This window comes from Parablautia sp. Marseille-Q6255 (assembly GCF_951230155.1).
Taxonomy (GTDB): Bacteria; Bacillota; Clostridia; order Lachnospirales; family Lachnospiraceae; genus Choladousia.
This window is the reverse complement of the sequence record NZ_CATNVD010000013.1, coordinates 1-18,141: the sequence shown is the minus strand read 5'-3', so window position 1 is coordinate 18,141 and position 18,141 is coordinate 1. Positions and strand designations below refer to the sequence as shown.

The following is an 18,141-nucleotide window of genomic DNA, read 5'->3' as shown; positions in this document are numbered from 1 at the left end:
TTCCCATTCTTTTTTTCTGATAATTCAAAGGAAAAAATACACAAATGCAGGAGTGAAAAATTATATAAAATGTCAATTGATTATTGGATGACAGTGTGTTAATTTTAAAGCAACAATAATTAATTTATTTAATTAATTAAGCAGATTGTTAAAAAAATATTTTTTAAGGAAAAGAAAACAGGCAAAACCTACAATCTGCAAAAAGATAATGTCAGAAGATTTTCAGCAACTCATTCACGGGAAATCCACCACAGATCCAGCAAAGAGATATTGAGCACAATTGAAAAGCTGCATGGATACAGTTATGAGAACGGAGGAAACAATATGCCATTAGTGCCAATGAAAGCGATTTTGGACGCAACAGAAACTTATAACTATGCGCAGGGGGCATTTAATGTAAATGCAGTCTGTCAGGCAAAAGCAGTGATCGAGGTACACGAGATGTTCCGGTCCGCAGCGATCCTGCAGGGCGCAGATCTGGCGAACGCGTTTATGGGCGGACGCACCGATTTTGCGAACGGGACGCTCGAGGATAAGAAAAAGGGCGCGCAGAATATTGCGAACGCAGTAAAAAAATACGCAGAGAACAGCCCGGTCCCGGTAGCGCTTCACCTGGATCACGGAAAGAATTTTGAATCCTGTGCGGCAGCGATCGCAGGCGGATATACCTCCGTTATGATAGACGGCTCATCACTTTCCTTCAAGGAAAATATGGAGCTTACGAGAGAGGTTGTAAAGTATGCGCATGAGCGCGGCGTTACGGTCGAAGGTGAGCTTGGGGTGCTTGCAGGCGTGGAGGATCACGTATTCGCAGCGACTTCTACCTATACCAACCCGATGGACGCAGTAGAGTTTTTCAAGAAAACAGGAGTCGATGCTCTGGCGATCAGCTACGGTACAAAGCACGGAGCAAATAAAGGAAAAGATACGGTGATCCGCAAAGAGATCGCGATCGCCACAAAGGAATGTATGCTGCATGAGGGCATCGAGGGTACACTGGTAAGTCACGGCTCCTCTACCGTACCTCAGTATATCGTAAAAGAGATCAATGCGCTTGGCGGAGATATCCATGACGCATACGGGATCAAGAAGGAGCAGTTAAAGGAAGTTTCCAAGCTCGGTATCCGAAAGATCAATGTGGACACAGATATCCGCCTTGCGGTGACGAGAAATCTCAGAGAATTGTTTGCGAACGCTCCGATGCTTCGCGAGAGTGCTTCGATCGGTGCGATCTACAGCCTGCTGGAAGCTAATCCGTCCGCCTTTGATCCCCGCGTATTCTTCCCGCCGATTATGGATACTGTGATGTACGGCAATGTACCGGATGAGGATGTGGCGCTGATCGTAGACTGCATCGAGCGCGGTGTAAAAGAGGTAGTCGGAACGCTGATCGTGGAGTTCGACAGTGTAGGAAAGGCCGGGCTGATTGAAAATGTTTCGCTGGATGAGATGGCGGAGCGGTATCGCAGGAAAGGGATCTGACAGATCGCGGCATGAAAAGAAAGGACAGGAATATATGGGAATGAATATTCTGGTAGCGCACGGCGGCGGCCCGACCGCGGTGATCAACACATCACTGCAGGGTGTGGTAGAAGCGGCGCGCGCGTCAGGAAAAGTCGATAAAATCTATGCAGCGCGGTTCGGCGCGGAGGGGATCCTGAAAGGAGATCTGATCGATCTGACCGGGGTTCCGGCAGAGGTGATCAGCAGGCTGTCGCACACACCGGCTTCTGCGATCGGCTCCTGCAGACGCAAGCTTGGTGAAGCGGATTATCCGACAGTGCTGGAGACACTAAAACGGTTTCAGATTGACGCCTTCTTCTATAATGGCGGCAATGATTCGATGGATACCTGCAACAAAGTAAATGATCTGGCAGTGCGGGAAGGTCTGGATATCCGTGTGATCGGTATCCCCAAGACAATGGATAATGACCTCGAAGTAACGGATCACTGTCCGGGATTTGCAAGCGCTGCACGGTATGCGGCAGTAAATGCGTCAGAGCTTGCGCTCGATGCGTCCGGTCTGCCGATCCATGTAGTCGTTATGGAGCTGATGGGGCGCAATGCCGGATGGGTAACGGCTGCGTCTGCCATGGCAAAGCGTCTTACCACCTGCGAGCAGCTGATTTACCTTCCGGAGGTACCAGTCGATGAGGATCGGATGCTTGCAGATATTGAAAAAGCATATGCAAAAGGAAACGGGCTGCTGGTAACAGTAAGCGAAGGAATTTGCGGTCTGGATGGAAAGCCTCTGGCGGATACAGGTATTGTGGATGGCTTCGGACATGTCGTCCCGGGTGGTGCGGCACAGCACATTTCAGATCAGATCATGCAGAAGCTCGGGATCAAGTCAAGGGCAGAGAAGCCGGGGCTTCTGGGCAGAACGAGTATCCCGTATGTTTCCCCTGTTGACAGGCAGGAAGCGTACGATGTGGGCAGCTTTGCTGTGGAGGCGGCGCTCCGGGGCGAGAGCGGTCATATGGTAGCGATCGAGGCGCACAGAAAGCCGTCATATTCAAGCAGACTGTTCCTGACGCCGCTTGCGGGAGTGGCAAATGCAGAAAAGAAATTCCCGCTTGAGTGGATCATTGATGGAAATCAGATCGCAGATGAATTTTTTGAGTATGCCAGTCCGCTGATGGGCGGAGATCTCCCGCAGTTTGCATTTCTCAGGTAAGGAGGGCACAGGATCGGGATCCCCGGAAGACAGAGGACAGAAAAGGAAGGAATACATAGCATGAAACATATTTATCTGAATTTAAAGCGTTTTGATGTACCGGTGGAGCTTGGAGGCGTCAACCGCCTCGCGCCGGTCTGCGATTGGGCAAAAGCGGTAGTGACAGGGACGCAGGAGGCGCTGCGCGCGTATGATCCGGCCGAGGTGGAGTTTATCCAGTTCCTTCCGGAAGCACATCTGATCGCTGCAGTACAGGCGCGCACCGAAAACAGTCCGGTGCAGATCGGCAGTCAGAGCGTGTATCGCGACAATACCGCCGTGGGAGGGAATTTCGGCGCGTTTACAACGAATCGTCCGGCTTCTATCGTAAAAGCGATGGGCTGTACAGCCGCACTGATCGGACATTGCGAGGAACGAAATGACAAAAAGGGCATCCTTGCGGAGGCAGGGGTGACAGATATGTCCGCAGTGGACCGTCTGCTGAATAAGGAGATCCGCTGTGCGGTGGATGCAGGGCTTAAGGTCGTTTACTGTATCGGCGAGACGAGCGAGGAGCAGCCGAGGTGGCAGGAGGTGCTCGGAGCGCAGCTGGACGCCGGACTGGATGGGATCGATCCGTCCGCAGTAGTGATCGCATATGAGCCGGTATGGAGTATCGGACCGGGGAAGGTTCCGGCAGATAAGGAATATATTACGAAGATCGCGTGCTTTGTCAAGGAGCGCACAGGCGGCATGGACGTTGTATATGGAGGCGGACTGAAAGCGGATAATGCGGCGATGCTGGCTTCGATCGAGGAAATCGACGGCGGGCTGATCGCTCTTACGCGGTTTACAGGTGAGATTGGATTTTACCCGGAGGAATATCTGGAGATCATCCGGCTGTATCTCGGAAAATAACGATAAAAAAGAAAAGGAGAGACTCAGATGAGACTGGAATTTGAATATGGCAATGGCATGATGAGCGCAGAGCTTCCGGATTCAACGGATGTGTTTATTCCGGGGGAGACGGTTGCAGATCCGCCGTGCCTGCCGCAGGACTGGGACAGCCTGTATGCGGCGACACTGGAGAGCATCCGCAATCCGATCGGTATGCCGACGCTGACAGAGATCGCAAAGGCGGGAGACCGGGTGGTCATCGTCATTCCGGATATTGTAAAGGGAGGCAACCAGCCGACCTCACACAGAAAGGTAGCGATCCGCGCGTGTCTGGATGAGCTTTACAGTGTCGGTGTGGAACGAAAGGATGTGCTGCTGCTTTTTTCCAACGGACTGCATCCGCGTGCGACAGTAAAGGAAATGCGCACGATCCTCGGAGAAGAGCTGTTTCAGGAATTTTATCCGCATGGGCAGATCACGAGCCACGACAGTGAGGATTACGAGCATCTCGTGGATCTTGGGTACACCGAGGCAGGGGATCACGTGATTATGAACAAATATGTCTTTGATGCAGATGTGGCGATCTTGATCGGCCATACACAGGGGAACCCGTACGGCGGGTACTCAGGCGGATACAAGCACTGTGCGACAGGGATCAGCCACTGGAGAAGTATTGCGAGCCACCACGTGCCGGATGTTATGCATAAGCCGGATTTCGTGCCGGTATCCACAAGCAGTGTGATGCGCCAGAAGTTTGACCGTCACGGTATGTTTATGGAAGAGAAAATGGGAAAGAAATTTTTCTGCTGCGACGCTGTGCTTGATACAAAATCGCGTCAGATCGAGATCAATTCCGGATATGCCAGGGAGATGCAGCCAGTCAGCTGGAAGACGGCAGACAAGCGCACCTATGTGCACTGGGCAGAAAAGAAGTACGACGTAGTCGTGTTCGGGATGCCGACGAATTTCCACTACGGAGACGGCATGGGGACGAATCCGATCCAGATGATGCAGGCGCTTTCCGCACAGGTGATCCGCCACAAGAGAGTACTTTCTGACCGCTGCGTGTTTATCGTTCCGAGCATCTGCGACGGATGGTTCCACGATGAGCGGTGGCCGTATCTGCGTGAGCTGTATGAGATGTTCCAGCACGATTCCATGAACATCCTGCCGGATATGAACCGCTACGGGGAGTATTTCGGAACGAATGAAGAGTATATCAGAAAATACCGTTTTGCAAATGCGTTCCATCCGTTCCACGGATTTTCCATGATGAGCTGCGGACATCTGGCAGAGGAACACACGAGCGCGATCTACATTGTAGGAGCGCGCGAGCCGGGTATTGCAAGAGGCATGGGACTGAAGACAAGAGCAACGGTGGAGGAAGCGCTTGCAGATGCAATGAAGAAGTATGTCGGCCCGAATCCGAACATCCTCGCATTGCCGAAAACATTCACAACAGCAGCAGTGCATCTTTGCATGAAGGATCCGTCACAGAACAGCCATACAAGAGACGGGCACGGACATCCGTGCTGCGGCTGATCAGCACCCCGTCAGGGCTTAGGTAAAGGAAGGTAAGAAATGGGCGACAAAAAGAAGAAAAAAATAGTGATTAATGACAAGGTATGGCTGCTGATCTCACTGGCAGCGGCGCTGCTCGTATGGTATCTGCTCTCTATCGGAGATGTGACAAGCAGAAGCTTCCCGTTCGCGGACAAGGTCGTTCCGACGGTAAAGACGATGATCGACCGCGGCGCATTCTGGAAGGATATTGCAAGCAGTATGACATGTGTGGCAGCAGGGTTTGGGCTTGGCTTTATTACATCCTTGCCGGTAGCGTTTTTGATGGCGTGGTATACGCCGGTGCAGAAGATCATCGAGCCGTGGATCAACTTTATCCGTAATATTCCGGCCCTGGCATACGCGCCGCTCCTTGTTATCACGTTTGGAGTCGGTCAGAAGCCGGCTGTGATCCTGATCTGGATCTGCACATTTATGACAATGAGTATTACGATCTATCAGGGAATCAAAAATATTGATGTAACCCTGCTCAAAGCAGCAAAGGTACTTGGCGCAAATGATTTTGATATTTTCGTAAAGATCATCTGCCCGGCTACCGTTCCGTTTATCATCACGGCAGTCCGCCTTGGACTCGGGGCAGCTCTTACGACCCTGCTTGCGGCAGAGTCTACCGGTGCTCAGGCTGGTATCGGTATGAGAATCCGTTCCCTGTCGAACTCTTTTGAATCAGCTCCGATGCTGATGTACATTATTTTACTTGGTATCATTGGCCTGATCCTGGTAAAGATTGTTGATATTATAGAAAGGAAATTAACAGGATGGCAAGAGAAGATAAATTAGTAAAATTAAAAATTGATAATGTCTATAAAGAGTACGAGGGACGCAACGGGAAGATGGTCGCGTTAAACGGCGTAAATCTGGATATCAGAGAAAATGAATTTATCTGTGTGGTAGGACCGTCCGGCTGCGGAAAATCTACTCTGCTCAATATTATCGCGGGCCTGCTGGAGCCGACAAGCGGAGCGGTGTATCTGGATGGAAAACAGATCGAGGGCACGGGCGTAGAGCGCGGCGTCGTATTCCAGCAGTATGCGCTGTTCCCGTGGAGGACAGTACTAAAAAATGTCATGTTCGGTCTTGAGATGAAAAAGGTCCCGAAGGCACAGGCGGAAGAGATCGCGAGAAAATACATCAAGGCTGTAGGGCTTGAGGGCTTTGAACACTCTTACCCCAAGGAGCTTTCCGGAGGTATGAAACAGCGTGTGGCAATCGCGCGCGCATACGCAGCAAATCCGGAGGTTCTGCTTCTGGATGAGCCGTTTGGAGCACTCGATGCACAGACGCGTGTACAGCTTCAGACCGAGCTTCTGAATACGTGGGAGCATGAGAAAAAGACCTGCTTCTTTATTACTCATGACGTAGATGAGGCGATCATCCTGGCGCAGCGCGTGATCATTATGAGTGCACGTCCGGGGCGGATCAAACGGATCGTAGATATTGATATCCCGTATCCGAGAACGCAGGAGACGAAGTCAGAGCAGAGGTTTCTCGAGCTGAAAGCAGAAATCTGGAATGAAGTTTATCAGGAGTTTCTGGAAGTGCGCAAGTAAGCGCAGCAAAAAGAAACAGACAAGGGGCGGACGCTCCAAAACACCGTACTTGACCGCGCAGGGCGGTTCAAATAAAACCCAATTTAAGGAGGAAATAAAATATGAAATGGAATCTGAAAAAGCTGACAGCTCTGTCTGCAGCAGCAGTGATGGCAATGTCCTCTATGACAGCATTTGCACAGGAGGCAGAAACAGAGGCTCCGGCAGCAGATGTAGAAACTGTTCAGCTCAATGTAGCTTATATGCCGAACTACGCTTCTTTGTGGTCTGTGCTGACTGGTATTGACCAGGGATTCTTTGCAGAGGAAGGACTTGAGATCAAGCTCTGGGAGTTTGCAGATGGTCCGTCTGAGATCGCAGCGATGGAGGGAGGCAGCATTGACCTCGCTTATATCGGACACGGTGCGCATAAGCTCTGCATTAACGGGCAGGCAAAGATCTTTGCACCGAGCTCTGTACACAGCACAGACAGGATCATTGTCCTTCCGTCTTCTGAGGTTACGAGTGTAGACGATATCGCAAATCTGAAAGGAAAGAAGGTTGCGTACAATGCAGGATCTTCTTCTGAGACAGCTTTAAATGGTGCGCTGGCAGCAGGCGGGCTGACGCTTGAGGACATTGAGGCGTATGAAATGGACGCAACAAACATGGTGGCAGCGATGGCTTCCGGTTCTGTAGACGCATGTACTGCATGGAATCCGTACAGCAATCAGATCATGGAAATGTCTGAGGATGCAGTAGAGCTTGAGTTTGCAACAGATTCTGTAAACCTGTCAAGCTGGATCTGCCTGCCGCAGTATGCAGAGGAGAACCGTGATATCCTGCTTCGCTTCAGCCGTGCGTTGTACAAATCTATGGAATACGCTTCTCAGGAAGAAAACTGGGACTATGCAGTTGGGCTGTATGCAAAGCAGTGTGCAAAAGACAAAGAGGCCTGCCTTGTTGAGACTGGCGATGCGACCTGGTTTAGCGCTGATGATGTGAGAACTGGAATCGAAGACAATACGATGCAGGATTACTATCAGAGACAGCAGGAGATGTTTATTGAGAGCGGAGATGTCGAGGGTGAAGTGCCGCTTGAGGATTATGTAATGTTTGACCTGATGAAAGAAGCACTGGCAGAATAATCATGATAAGAACCCTGCGGAGTAAACAGGAATGCTTATTCTGCAGGGTATTTTTTGCCCTTTTTCGCGGCAGCAGACGGAAGTTTTTACGTCATTTTACGTTACAGGAGGGTTTGCCTGCTGCTGTGTGCGATGGAAAGGAGAGGACCATGCGAGTAATCTATGAAGACGGGGCTCCGGGACCGGTTGTGTTTGCGGCGCAGGAGCTGCAAAAATATCTGGAGCAGATGGTAAAAGATCTGGCGCAAGCCCCCTTCTCTGTCCGGCTGCAGATAGATGCCGGACTGTGCGATGCTTCTGGCGGCTGTGATGCCTTTTTAGTGCAGGTCACACAGGACGGAGGCGTGATCGCCGGCGGCAATCCGAGAAGTGTGCTGCTTGGCGTCTACGACTATCTGCATCATCTGGGATGCCGCTTTTTGCTTCCGGCACAGGGGGGTGAGGTGATCCCGCAGACAGAAAGAGGGAGCCTGTGTGCATCCTATCAGAAAAGCGCATCCTTTTACCACAGGGGTGTTTGCATCGAGGGAGCAGATTCCTTCGAAAATATCAGAGATTTTATTGACTGGCTGCCCAAGCTTGGGTATAATAGCTTCTTTTTGCAGTTTCAGGTGCCGTATGCGTTTCTGGCGAGGTGGTATCATCATGACGAGAATCCGTATCGCGATGCGCAGTCTTTTACGTATGGAGATGCTGCGCGGTGTATGGAGGAGCTGGAAACACAGCTGGAAAAAAGGGGGCTGCTGCTGCATAAAGTAGGACATGGGTGGACCGGAGAGGCCCTGGGGTATCAGACGGCATCCTGGGATACGAATAAGGAGACAGTAACCCCTCAGGTAGAGCGGTTTGCGGCAGAGCTTGATGGAGAGCGGAAGCTGTATCAGGGAATCCCGGCAAATACGAACCTCTGCTACCATTCGGAAGAGGCCATTGATGTGTTTGCGGCATCGGTAGTGGCGTATGCAAAAGAGCATCCACAGGTAGATTATCTCCATATCTGGCTGGCAGATGATTACAACAATGTTTGTGAATGTGAGGATTGTGTAAAGACAACGCTGTCTGATCAGTATGTGGATCTGTTAAATGAGATCGACCGCCGATTGGCGGAGGAAGGGCTCGAAACACGGATCGTGTTCCTTTTGTATCAGGAGCTTTTGTGGCCGCCGGTAAAGAAACGCCTTATTCATCCGCAGCGCTTTGTGCTGATGTTTGCTCCGATCAGCCGTACCTTTGAGGAATCCTACGCACTGGAGCAGATACCGCAGGCGCTTCCGGAATATGTGAGGAACCAGATCGTGCTTCCTGCAAGTCTTGGAGAAAATCTGGCTTATTTAAGGGGATGGCAGGCGCAGTTTGAAGGAGACAGCTTCGTCTACGACTATCCGCTTGGGCGGGCGCATTATGGGGATTTTGGGTATCTGCATATTGCGAGAGTGATCCATGGCGATATTCAGAAGCTGCGGGAAATGGGATTGAACGGCTATATCAGCTGTCAGGAGCTGCGCGCCTGCTTTCCGAATGCGATGCCCAATTATATGATGGGGCGCACGCTGTTTTGTGAGCAGACCGATCCGCAGGAGCTGATCCGGGAATATTTTGACGCTGCGTATGGAGCGCATGCCAGGGAGGCACAGGAATATCTGGAACAGCTTTCTGCGCTTGAATGCTGCGATTATATCAATGGAAAGGGAAGCCGTATAGAGGCAGAGATCGTACACCGGATGCAGCGGCTGCGTACATGCTGTGAAGCTTTCCATCCGGGAGAATGGCAGTCTGAATCGAAAACGGAGCAGCTGTTTTATCAGATTTTGGAGCATCACCGCAGGACGGTTTTGTATCTGGCGCACGCTGTCTTGCTTCTTGCATCGGGAGAGAAGGAGCAGGCGCTGGAGGCATGGAAGGAAATGAGGGAATATATCTGCAAAGCGGAACCGCAGTTCCAGCCGTATCTTGACGTATACCGCATTCTTGAGGTGACACAGAAGTATACAGGATTTCGATAAGAGAGAAGGACAATGTCCTGTTTATAGGAGGAAAATAGAAATGAGACATGAGTATTATTACTATACAAAAGAAGAATTACTGGACGCACCGAAGATCCCGGTTGTTGTAATGGATGATAATGCCGCTGTTTTTGAGGCGATGGCACAGGAGATGGCAGAAGAGATAAAGAGAAAAAATGCACTGGGCGAAAAGACGGTCTTTATCTGTCCGGTGGGGCCGGTGGGGCAGTATCCATACTTTGTAGATATTGTAAACCGTGAAAATATCAGCCTCAAAGATGTCTGGTTCATCAATATGGATGAATATCTGACAGATGATAAAGAGTGGATTGATGCATCTGACAGGCTGAGCTTTCGCGGATTCATGGACCGTACCGTCTATACGAAGATCAGACCGGAGCTTGTCATGCCGCCACAGCAGCGCGTGTTCCCGGATCCGCATGATCTGGAACATATCCAGAAGCTGATAAAGGAGCTGGGCGGAGTAGATATCTGCTTTGGCGGGATTGGGATCAACGGGCATGTGGCATTTAACGAGGCACAGGACGAGCTGACGCCGGAAGAGTTCAGAAATCTTCATACGAGAACGCTTGCGATCACACGAGAAACAAGGACAACAAACGCGATCGGTGATCTCAACGGTGCGATTGACGACATGCCGCGCTACTGTATCACGATCGGCATGAATGAGATTTACGGCGCGAGAAAGATCCGTCTGGGATGCTTCCGTGACTGGCACCGCAGTGTTGTGCGCCATGCGGCATACGGCGAGGTTTCCGCACATTTTCCGGTCACACTTTTGCAGGAGCACCCGGATGCCATGATCCGCATTACGGAGTTTGTGGCAGATCTGCCTCAATAAGCAAAAGAAAAGCTGCAGCATATGGAGCGTATATCCGAGGAATAAAAGGAGTAGAAAGATGAATACTTACTATATTATAAATGGAATGGTCTATCTGGATCATAAATTTGTGCCGGCGACACTGAAATTATCGGACGGAAAAATCCATGTATGTTCTCCTCAGGAGAGCGTATCAGAAGATGCCGGGAGGGTGATCGATGCAGCCGGAAAAAAGGTGGTGCCCGGGTTTATTGATGTGCACACACATGGAGCAGTAGGCGTGGATGTAAATGGGGCAGACCCCGGGGGACTGAAAAAGATTGGCGCTTTTTTTGCAGAAAATGGGACGACCTCATGGCTGGCGTCCGTTCTGACGGATACGAAGGAGCAGACGCAGTGGTGTATTGACCAGTATAAAAATCTGGATCAGTCTGCGGCAGATGCTTCCCAGCTGCTGGGTATTCATCTGGAGGGTCCGTTCCTGGCAAAGGAATATAAAGGTGCCATGCCGGAGCACCTGCTTTCGCTTCCGGATATAGCGCTCGTAAAGGAATATCAGGACAGGGCGGACGGAGGAATCCGGTATATTACAGTGTCTCCTGAGATCCCCGGTGTGGCAGAGATGATACCGGAGCTTGAGAAGCTGGGGATCACTGTAGCGATCGGACATTCCGGTGCGACCTATCAGCAGGCGATGGCAGCGATCAATGCCGGAGCATCGTGCGCAACGCATACCTGCAATGCCATGCGGCTTCTGCATCAGCATGAGCCGGCGATTCTTGGCGCTTCTCTGGAATCTGACATTTACTGTGAGATGATCTGCGACGGTCTCCACCTGCATCCTGGGATTGTGCGGCTGTTGATAAAGACGAAGGGAACAGACCGCATGGTTGCGATCACAGATTCGATCATGGCGGCAGGGCTTCCGGATGGCAACTATCATCTTGGCGTCAATGAAGTGGTAGTAAAGGATGGGGATGCCACACTTGCCTCCAACGGAACGAGAGCAGGCAGCACGCTGACACAGGATCGCGCGCTGCGAAATGCAGTATCCTTTACCGGCCGGCCGCTGGAAGAGCTTCTTCCTGCATTTACAGAGAATCCGGCAAGGCTTCTTGGCGTGTTTGACACAAAGGGGTCGATCGCAGAGGGAAAAGATGCAGATCTTGTAGTGCTGGATGATGATCTGCAGGTGACGCAGGTGTTCTTAAGAGGAAATCTGTTTTTAGATGGGAGAGATGCAGCACATGAAAAAACAGAGTGAAAACGCAGCTCTGTCACATCTGTCAGATGCACAGATCTACTGGAAGCTGTTTTGGACAACGCTGATGTTAAGTGTCAGCACATTCGGGGGCGGCTTTGTGATCATCGGTATGATGAAGCAGAAGTTTGTGCAGCAGCTTGGCTGGCTGGAGGATGATGAGATGCTGGATATGACGGCGATCGCGCAGTCATCTCCGGGAGCGCTTGGCGTGAATATTGCAATTGTTGTGGGCTACCGGATCAAAAAATTCTGGGGAGCAGTCGTCTGCACGCTTGGAGCAGTGATCCCGCCGCTTGTGATTATTTCTATTATTTCAGTATTTTATAATCAGTTTAAGGATAATACATATATCGCGATCGCGCTTCAGGTCATGCGTGCCGGTGTGGCGGCTGTGATCTGTGATGTGATCATTGATCTGGCAGGAGGCGTGCTCCGTACAAAAAGCCTGCTCTGGATCGGAATGATGTGCGCTGCCTTTTTCGCGACAGCGGTATTCAACGTGAGCGCGATCGTGATCATACTGGTATGCGGGGCGATCGGACTTTTGAACGTGCTGGCTGAGGAGAGAAAGGAGGCTTCCAAATGATTTATCTTGAGTTGTTCTGGGCTTTCTTTCAGATCGGGCTTTTCAGCTTCGGAGGAGGGTACGCGGCAGTGCCGCTGATCCAGCACCAGATCGTGGAGACGAACCACTGGCTGGAAATGAGTCAGTTTGCGGATCTGATCACGATCGCAGAGATGACGCCCGGACCGATCGCGGTCAACAGCGCCACCTTTGTCGGTCAGCAGATCGCGGGGCTTCCCGGCGCCGTCATCTGTACGCTGGGCTGCATTTTGCCGTCCTTCGTCATTGTTCTGGCCTTGTCCTGGCTTTACGTAAAATACCGCAGTTTAAAGACGATCCAGGGTGTGCTCACAGGGCTGCGTCCGGCTGTTGTCGCGATGATCGCTTCCGCTGGACTGTCTCTGCTTTTGCTGGCGCTCTTTAATGCTTCGCTGTTTACTGTCCGGCTTTCTGATTTTCGGATCATAGAAGCGCTCCTGTTTGTATTTTGTCTCTTTTTGCTGCGAAAAACAAAGATCGGGCCAATTCCGATCATCTTCGGTTCAGGACTCGTTGGTACGCTGATCTATGTACTGATGGGCAAGTAAGAGGAGAAGTGAGGCAAAACGGGGGCAGCATAACGATGTATCTGCTTCGGGGGTATTGCAAAATATTTTGCAATACCCCCGTTTTTGTACCATGTGCTGTACCTGGCGGTCTGCCCCGGAAAGAATAAAACAAAGAGTAGGGTAAGATTATCGTCGGTCTCCTTTTGCAAGGTGAGAAAACAGAAAATCATTGTACTTTTTTTTGATTTTTGTTCTTTCCCGGCGACAGATCAATGCTTCCGTGCCATCCCGGAAACGGCAGACGTCCTTGTCGATGCAGGAAATGTAGTCCATCTGGACCAGAAGTCCGCGGGAAATTTTTAGAAAATGTGCAGAGTCGATCTGTTCCTCCAGCGCTTTGAAGGTGATGGCAATGTGCTTTGGAATTGCTTCACCGGTTAAATAAATATCAACGCCTTTGCGGCAGCTCTGGATCTTCTGCACATCCTGCAGTGCGAAAGTATAAGTCTTTCGCTCAGAGCAGATCTCGAGCAAATCCATTGGGCGGTGGATACGGTCATAGAACCGTTCCAGAAGCGTATGGACCTGTTCCTGCCGGAGCGGTTTGAGCAGATAGTGGAGCGCGTCAAGGTCAAAGGCTTCCAACGTGTGATCCACGCTCGAGGTTAAAAACGCGAGAGGTATTCTGGGAAGCAGCTTTCGGATTTCGTGTGCTGTGTCAATCCCGTTTATCTGTTTCATATAAATGTCCAAAAGCAGCAGGTCATAAGAGGCACCCTGCTGTATAACAGAAAGGAGCGCTTCGCCGCTTTCAAAACAATCGGTATGTAACTGCAGATGAGAGCGTTTGGTTTCGGCAAGGAGCAGTTGCTGTATCATCAAAATATCTTCAGGCGCATCCTCGCAGATCGCAATGTGTAGCATAATATCCTCCGATAAATAAATCCTGTCAGAGAAAAGAGGTCTGACGGAGTTAGTATAGCATATTTTTGGGAAATTGTGTAAATGAAATAGTATAAATGAGTGTGAATGTATGACCGAATGGTATCAGGTTTCGCCCGAGTGGTATGATTTTCCCATTGAGTGGTACTGTGCTGAGGGGAAGAAAGAGGGTATACTGGATACGAAAGCGGCAGCAGATATGCAAAAAAAGGAGAGAAAAAGGAGCGATAGAGATGAAAAACAAGAGAATACTGGCATTGGCGGTCAGTATGGCAATGATGTTTCAGGTGTGTTCGCCGGTGTCTGCGGAAGACATGATTGTGGAACCGGTTGTGCAGACCGAGACAGTGCAGACAGAGGCGGTGCAGGAGAGTGTTGTTCCTGAATCGAACCCGTCAGAGGGAGAGAGTATGTTGCAGGAGGATCCGACAGATCCGACGGAAGAAAGTGCTGCTTTGCAGGATGATACGCAGTCTGTCGGCGAAGAAGATCTTCTATTAGACACAGAGACAGAACTTATAATAGAAGATTCGTTTTCTGATGTGCAGACGGATGCAGAGACGGGAACAGAACCGGAGTCAGAACCCGAAAGTGGATCAGAGTCTGAATCCGATACAGAGCCTGTGTGGGATGGCGAATTGTCTCTCGATCTGACGGATACGACACAGATGTATACGGTGGAAAATAATCTGCCGCGTGCACAGGAGCATAAGCATGAGATGTCAGTGGAGTGTGCAGGTGGAGAGGGAGATGTGGAATTTCAGCCGGTCGATAGTACAAATGCGTGGAAAAGCATGAAAAACGGAGGCAATTACTATCTCACGAAGGATATTTCTCTTGTGCCAAAAGATGGAAGTCTGCAATTAGCATCAGGTGCGACACTGAATCTTTGTCTGAATGGGCATACGGTCAAGCCATCCTCGTGGCAGGTGGGGTATATCATCACAATCAATGAAGGCGCTACATTGAATCTGTGTGACTGCACGGGTACGGGAAAAATAGGCGGCGCCAAACCGAATCGTGATGCAGTGGGAGGATCGGTGTGGAACGCCGGCGGTACCTTCCATATGTATGGAGGAACTCTTTCAGACAATGATGCGGCAAATACATCCGCTACATCAAATAAAGAGAATGCACGTGTGGCAGGGCTTTATTCTACTGCAGGCGGACAGAGCTATATGTATGGCGGCAAGATCCAGAATAATAGAGGATTTCGGTGTGGTGCCGGAGTACACATTCTGGAAAACTCAGTATTTGAGCTGCGCGGGGGTACGATCTCAGGCAACCGTCTGTTTGGAAGGCAGGTAAGTGGTGTTATGGGACCGCGCGGCGCAGGCGTTTACGTGGAGGAGTCTACATTTACCATGACAGGAGGCAGCATTACCGGCAATGAGATGACAAGCGATAAGTCCTGGGGTGCTGGTGTCTATACAGATTCGGATTCTTCCTTTACTATGACAGGCGGAAGTATCACAGGAAATACTGCGGCGAGTCAGGCACATGGCTTAGGTGTGTGCGCAGGCGGAACGTTTACCATGTCGGGTGGTACGATCTCAGGTCATACAGGAGGCAGTCAAAGCTCGGGCGGCGGCGTATACGTTTCTGGAAAAATGGTCATGGAAGGTGACGCTGTGATTGAGAATAATCAGCTTTCGTACCAGGGTTCGGTTAATTACGCGCAGGGCGCAGGTGTGCTTGTCAGCAACGGGGCTTTCGTGATGAACGGCGGAACGATCCGCAATAATGCGAGCCAGCATCAGGGCGGAGGAGTCTGTGTTTTTGCTGATGTAAAGACGGGATCATTTGAGATGAATGGAGGTACCCTGGAAGGCAATACGGCGTCTAAATATGGAGGAGCAGTGTATGTTAGTTTAAAGTCTTCATTTACGCAAAACGGTGGAACGGTAAAAAATAATCAGGCTCCACAGGGAAGCGCTGTATACCTGATGGGAGGTACGCTCGGAACAGCAGATTTTATCATGTCAGGCGGAGCAATGACAGGAAATGGAAATGAAAATACGATCGGTACGATCCTTGCAATGGGGGAATCGAGTGTTACTTTAAAGAATGGTGAGATCAGCGGCAATACTGCAAAGCAGGGCGGCGCACTGTTCTTCTCGTCGCGCAGCAGTGATGACAGCGGCTTGCTTACGATCGAGGGCGGCACAGTTACAAACAATACGGCATTATTGGCAGGCGGCGGTATATATTATGGCGGCCCGTCTGATATTGCAATCTCCGGTGCTCCGGTTATCATGAATAATACGGCAAATGGAGCAGCAGATAATTTCCGGATCGGAAATGATAAATATCTTGCACTGGGAGAAATGACAGATGGCGCACAGATCAGCGTCATGACCGCAAAACAGCCGGGCGGACCAGATGATAAGGTTGTCTTTACGAGGGCGGCGGCAGAGGATTATACACAGTATTTTCACTCGGACAAAGCGGAATATTTTGTGGCATGTGATACTGACAACAGTCTTTATCTGAGATCTGCTGCGGAGTATGCGATTACTTTTGAGAATGTCACAGAAGAAAACTGGCCGGATGGTACACTGGTGCCAACATCCTATATGGAAAAAGCAGGTCTGGCGTCTCTGCCGGAACCCGTGAAGGAGGGGTATCGCTTTGACGGGTGGTATACGACAGAGGATTTTGCGGACGGAAGTCAGGCGACGTCGATTGGAAAAGAGGAAACGGGAGACAAGATTTTCTATGCAAAATGGACTGATATAAAAGTCCCTGTTTTGTCAGCCAAACTGGCAGATGGCAAAGAGAGCGGTGTGTGGTATACAGACGCCGGTATCGAGATGGAGTATCAGGATAATCATACACAGAACCCGCAGATTTATGTCAGAACAGACGATGCAGAGGAAGTGCCGCTTGCGGATCTGCAAAGCGGCGGGGTATGGAGTATTCCAGAAGAAGGGATTCACAGCTATACCTTCTGTGCAGCAGATGAGGCAGGAAACAGGTCAGATACAACAACGATAGAGGTATGGCTTGATAAGACAGCTCCTGTATTTGGAACAGTCTCTTTTGAAGGGAAGACGAACGAGGATGGAAGCTGGAATATCGGTGATAATACGAAGAATGCAGTTGTTACGATCATTGAGGAACACAGCGGTGTCTCTGAGATTTTGTACACGATAGAGCCGGAAAGCGGTGCCGCTCAGACTGGAACTGCTCCGGTAAAGGAAAACCGTGCGCAGATTCCGATTGCAGAGGATTTTGTCGGTGTTATCCGCATCAACTGCACGGATGCAGTCGGACATCAGGCAAAAGAGCTTGTACTTCGTGCCGAAAAAGATCAGGTAGAATCTGAAACAGAGACAGAGCCGACGATCTCAAAGAAGGAAAAGGAATCGGCAGAGCAGTCACTTCGCAGATCTAATACGCTTGCGGTGGGAAGCGGCAAGCTGACCGTGAAATGGGGCAAGGTAAAAGGCGCGGACGGATATGAGATATATGCCGCAGCCTGCGGAAAGGATATGAAGCTTGTAAAGACAGTATCCGCAGACAAAAAAAGAAGCGTGACGATCAAGAAGATCGGAAAAAAGAAGATCAAAAAGTCTGAGGAGTATAAAGCACAGGTAAAAGCATATCGCATGGTGGATGGCGAAAAGCTGTACCTTGCAGAAGGGCTTACACTTCATGCGGCAGGACCGTCTCACAGCCAGAAAACAAATGTATCAAAGCTGAAAGCAGCGAAGAACACGTATCAGATCAAGCGCGGCAAACAGACAAAGCTGTCGATAATGGCGACAAAGCAGAACAGGAAAAAAACTCTTCTAAGTGAAGGACATTCTGCGCAGCTGCGGTACTGGTCAACCAATAAGAAAGTAGCCTCCGTCAATGCAAGAGGTTATATCAGAGGAAAGAACAGGGGAACGTGTTATATCTATGCGATGGCGCAAAATGGCGTTGTGACCCGGGTAAAGGTGAAAGTAAAGTGACAACTTAAAACGCAGTGATGATTTATTTGCGGGGAATATCGTGTGTGAATGCGGTATTCCCTGTATTTTTGCAATTGGAGCATCTTAGAGTATAATTATCATTGGCAAAAATAAAGGGAAGAGATCGAAACCTCTTCCCAATCATACAGATTTATCTTATTGTTTAATTGCTGAGAAAAAACATAAGGAGTCTGTATGATGAGTTCAA

Annotated in this window: 14 protein-coding genes; 13 read left to right on the top strand and 1 reads right to left on the bottom strand. The window is 50.1% G+C overall.

Features of this window, described 5'->3' with window-relative positions; translation table 11 throughout:
• The first annotated feature begins 324 nt into the window (after positions 1-324).
• From QOX44_RS11015 to QOX44_RS10960, 12 genes are all read left to right on the top strand, one after another.
• Positions 325-1,482 (top strand): class II fructose-bisphosphate aldolase, encoded by a 1,158-nt coding sequence (locus QOX44_RS11015; RefSeq protein ID WP_283683196.1) that lies wholly within the window; start codon positions 325-327, stop codon positions 1,480-1,482.
• Between the two features lie 34 nt (positions 1,483-1,516).
• A complete protein-coding gene (locus tag QOX44_RS11010; protein ID WP_283683195.1) occupies positions 1,517-2,677 on the top strand; it encodes a 6-phosphofructokinase in 1,161 nt (386 codons plus the stop codon).
• A gap of 60 nt (positions 2,678-2,737) precedes the next feature.
• Positions 2,738-3,574: a triose-phosphate isomerase family protein gene (locus tag QOX44_RS11005; protein WP_283683194.1), complete on the top strand. Its 837-nt coding sequence runs from the start codon at positions 2,738-2,740 to the stop codon at positions 3,572-3,574.
• A 27-nt stretch (positions 3,575-3,601) separates the two neighbouring features.
• The gene (locus QOX44_RS11000) at positions 3,602-5,095 is read left to right on the top strand and encodes a lactate racemase domain-containing protein (RefSeq protein ID WP_283683193.1); all 1,494 of its coding nucleotides are present in this window, start codon (positions 3,602-3,604) and stop codon (positions 5,093-5,095) included.
• 39 nt (positions 5,096-5,134) lie between these two features.
• The gene (locus QOX44_RS10995) at positions 5,135-5,914 is read left to right on the top strand and encodes an ABC transporter permease (protein WP_283683192.1); all 780 of its coding nucleotides are present in this window, start codon (positions 5,135-5,137) and stop codon (positions 5,912-5,914) included.
• Positions 5,893-6,684 (top strand): ABC transporter ATP-binding protein, encoded by a 792-nt coding sequence (locus tag QOX44_RS10990; RefSeq protein ID WP_283683191.1) that lies wholly within the window; start codon positions 5,893-5,895, stop codon positions 6,682-6,684. Before QOX44_RS10995 ends, QOX44_RS10990 begins: the two co-directional genes overlap by 22 nt.
• Before the next feature lie 101 nt (positions 6,685-6,785).
• A complete protein-coding gene (locus tag QOX44_RS10985) occupies positions 6,786-7,811 on the top strand; it encodes an ABC transporter substrate-binding protein (RefSeq protein ID WP_283683190.1) in 1,026 nt (341 codons plus the stop codon).
• A 149-nt stretch (positions 7,812-7,960) separates the two neighbouring features.
• On the top strand, positions 7,961-9,814 hold the full coding sequence (locus QOX44_RS10980; protein WP_283683189.1) for a DUF4838 domain-containing protein: 1,854 nt from the start codon (positions 7,961-7,963) through the stop codon (positions 9,812-9,814).
• Between the two features lie 40 nt (positions 9,815-9,854).
• Positions 9,855-10,676: a glucosamine-6-phosphate isomerase gene (locus tag QOX44_RS10975; protein WP_283683188.1), complete on the top strand. Its 822-nt coding sequence runs from the start codon at positions 9,855-9,857 to the stop codon at positions 10,674-10,676.
• Between the two features lie 58 nt (positions 10,677-10,734).
• Positions 10,735-11,919, top strand: coding sequence for an N-acetylglucosamine-6-phosphate deacetylase (gene nagA, locus QOX44_RS10970; protein WP_283683187.1), 1,185 nt, complete (start codon positions 10,735-10,737; stop codon positions 11,917-11,919).
• Positions 11,903-12,505, top strand: a complete 603-nt coding sequence (locus QOX44_RS10965; RefSeq protein WP_283683186.1) for a chromate transporter — start codon at positions 11,903-11,905, stop codon at positions 12,503-12,505. Before nagA ends, QOX44_RS10965 begins: the two co-directional genes overlap by 17 nt.
• Positions 12,502-13,071: a chromate transporter gene (locus QOX44_RS10960; protein WP_283683185.1), complete on the top strand. Its 570-nt coding sequence runs from the start codon at positions 12,502-12,504 to the stop codon at positions 13,069-13,071. The genes QOX44_RS10965 and QOX44_RS10960 overlap by 4 nt, the downstream gene beginning before the upstream one ends.
• Positions 13,072-13,218: 147 nt before the next feature.
• On the opposite strand, the gene QOX44_RS10955 is transcribed toward QOX44_RS10960, so the two are convergent.
• Complete coding sequence (locus QOX44_RS10955; protein WP_283683184.1) at positions 13,219-13,956, bottom strand: LytR/AlgR family response regulator transcription factor; 738 nt, start codon at positions 13,954-13,956, stop codon at positions 13,219-13,221.
• 251 nt (positions 13,957-14,207) lie between these two features.
• On the opposite strand from QOX44_RS10955, the gene QOX44_RS10950 reads away from it, so the two are divergent.
• Positions 14,208-17,933 carry an InlB B-repeat-containing protein gene (locus QOX44_RS10950; RefSeq protein WP_283683183.1) on the top strand — a complete coding sequence of 1,242 codons (3,726 nt, stop codon included), beginning with the start codon at positions 14,208-14,210 and terminating at the stop codon, positions 17,931-17,933.
• The last annotated feature ends 208 nt before the right edge of the window (positions 17,934-18,141 follow it).

Bases quoted from the DNA above. Each gene is read 5' to 3' on its own strand.
- QOX44_RS11015 (WP_283683196.1), top strand. From the start codon at position 325: ATGCCATTAGTGCCAATGAAAGCGATTTTGGACGCAACAGAAACTTAT.
- QOX44_RS11010 (WP_283683195.1), top strand. From the start codon at position 1,517: ATGGGAATGAATATTCTGGTAGCGCACGGCGGCGGCCCGACCGCGGTG.
- QOX44_RS11005 (WP_283683194.1), top strand. From the start codon at position 2,738: ATGAAACATATTTATCTGAATTTAAAGCGTTTTGATGTACCGGTGGAG.
- QOX44_RS11000 (WP_283683193.1), top strand. From the start codon at position 3,602: ATGAGACTGGAATTTGAATATGGCAATGGCATGATGAGCGCAGAGCTT.
- QOX44_RS10995 (WP_283683192.1), top strand. From the start codon at position 5,135: ATGGGCGACAAAAAGAAGAAAAAAATAGTGATTAATGACAAGGTATGG.
- QOX44_RS10990 (WP_283683191.1), top strand. From the start codon at position 5,893: ATGGCAAGAGAAGATAAATTAGTAAAATTAAAAATTGATAATGTCTAT.
- QOX44_RS10985 (WP_283683190.1), top strand. From the start codon at position 6,786: ATGAAATGGAATCTGAAAAAGCTGACAGCTCTGTCTGCAGCAGCAGTG.
- QOX44_RS10980 (WP_283683189.1), top strand. From the start codon at position 7,961: ATGCGAGTAATCTATGAAGACGGGGCTCCGGGACCGGTTGTGTTTGCG.
- QOX44_RS10975 (WP_283683188.1), top strand. From the start codon at position 9,855: ATGAGACATGAGTATTATTACTATACAAAAGAAGAATTACTGGACGCA.
- nagA (WP_283683187.1), top strand. From the start codon at position 10,735: ATGAATACTTACTATATTATAAATGGAATGGTCTATCTGGATCATAAA.
- QOX44_RS10965 (WP_283683186.1), top strand. From the start codon at position 11,903: ATGAAAAAACAGAGTGAAAACGCAGCTCTGTCACATCTGTCAGATGCA.
- QOX44_RS10960 (WP_283683185.1), top strand. From the start codon at position 12,502: ATGATTTATCTTGAGTTGTTCTGGGCTTTCTTTCAGATCGGGCTTTTC.
- QOX44_RS10955 (WP_283683184.1), bottom strand. From the start codon at position 13,956: ATGCTACACATTGCGATCTGCGAGGATGCGCCTGAAGATATTTTGATG.
- QOX44_RS10950 (WP_283683183.1), top strand. From the start codon at position 14,208: ATGAAAAACAAGAGAATACTGGCATTGGCGGTCAGTATGGCAATGATG.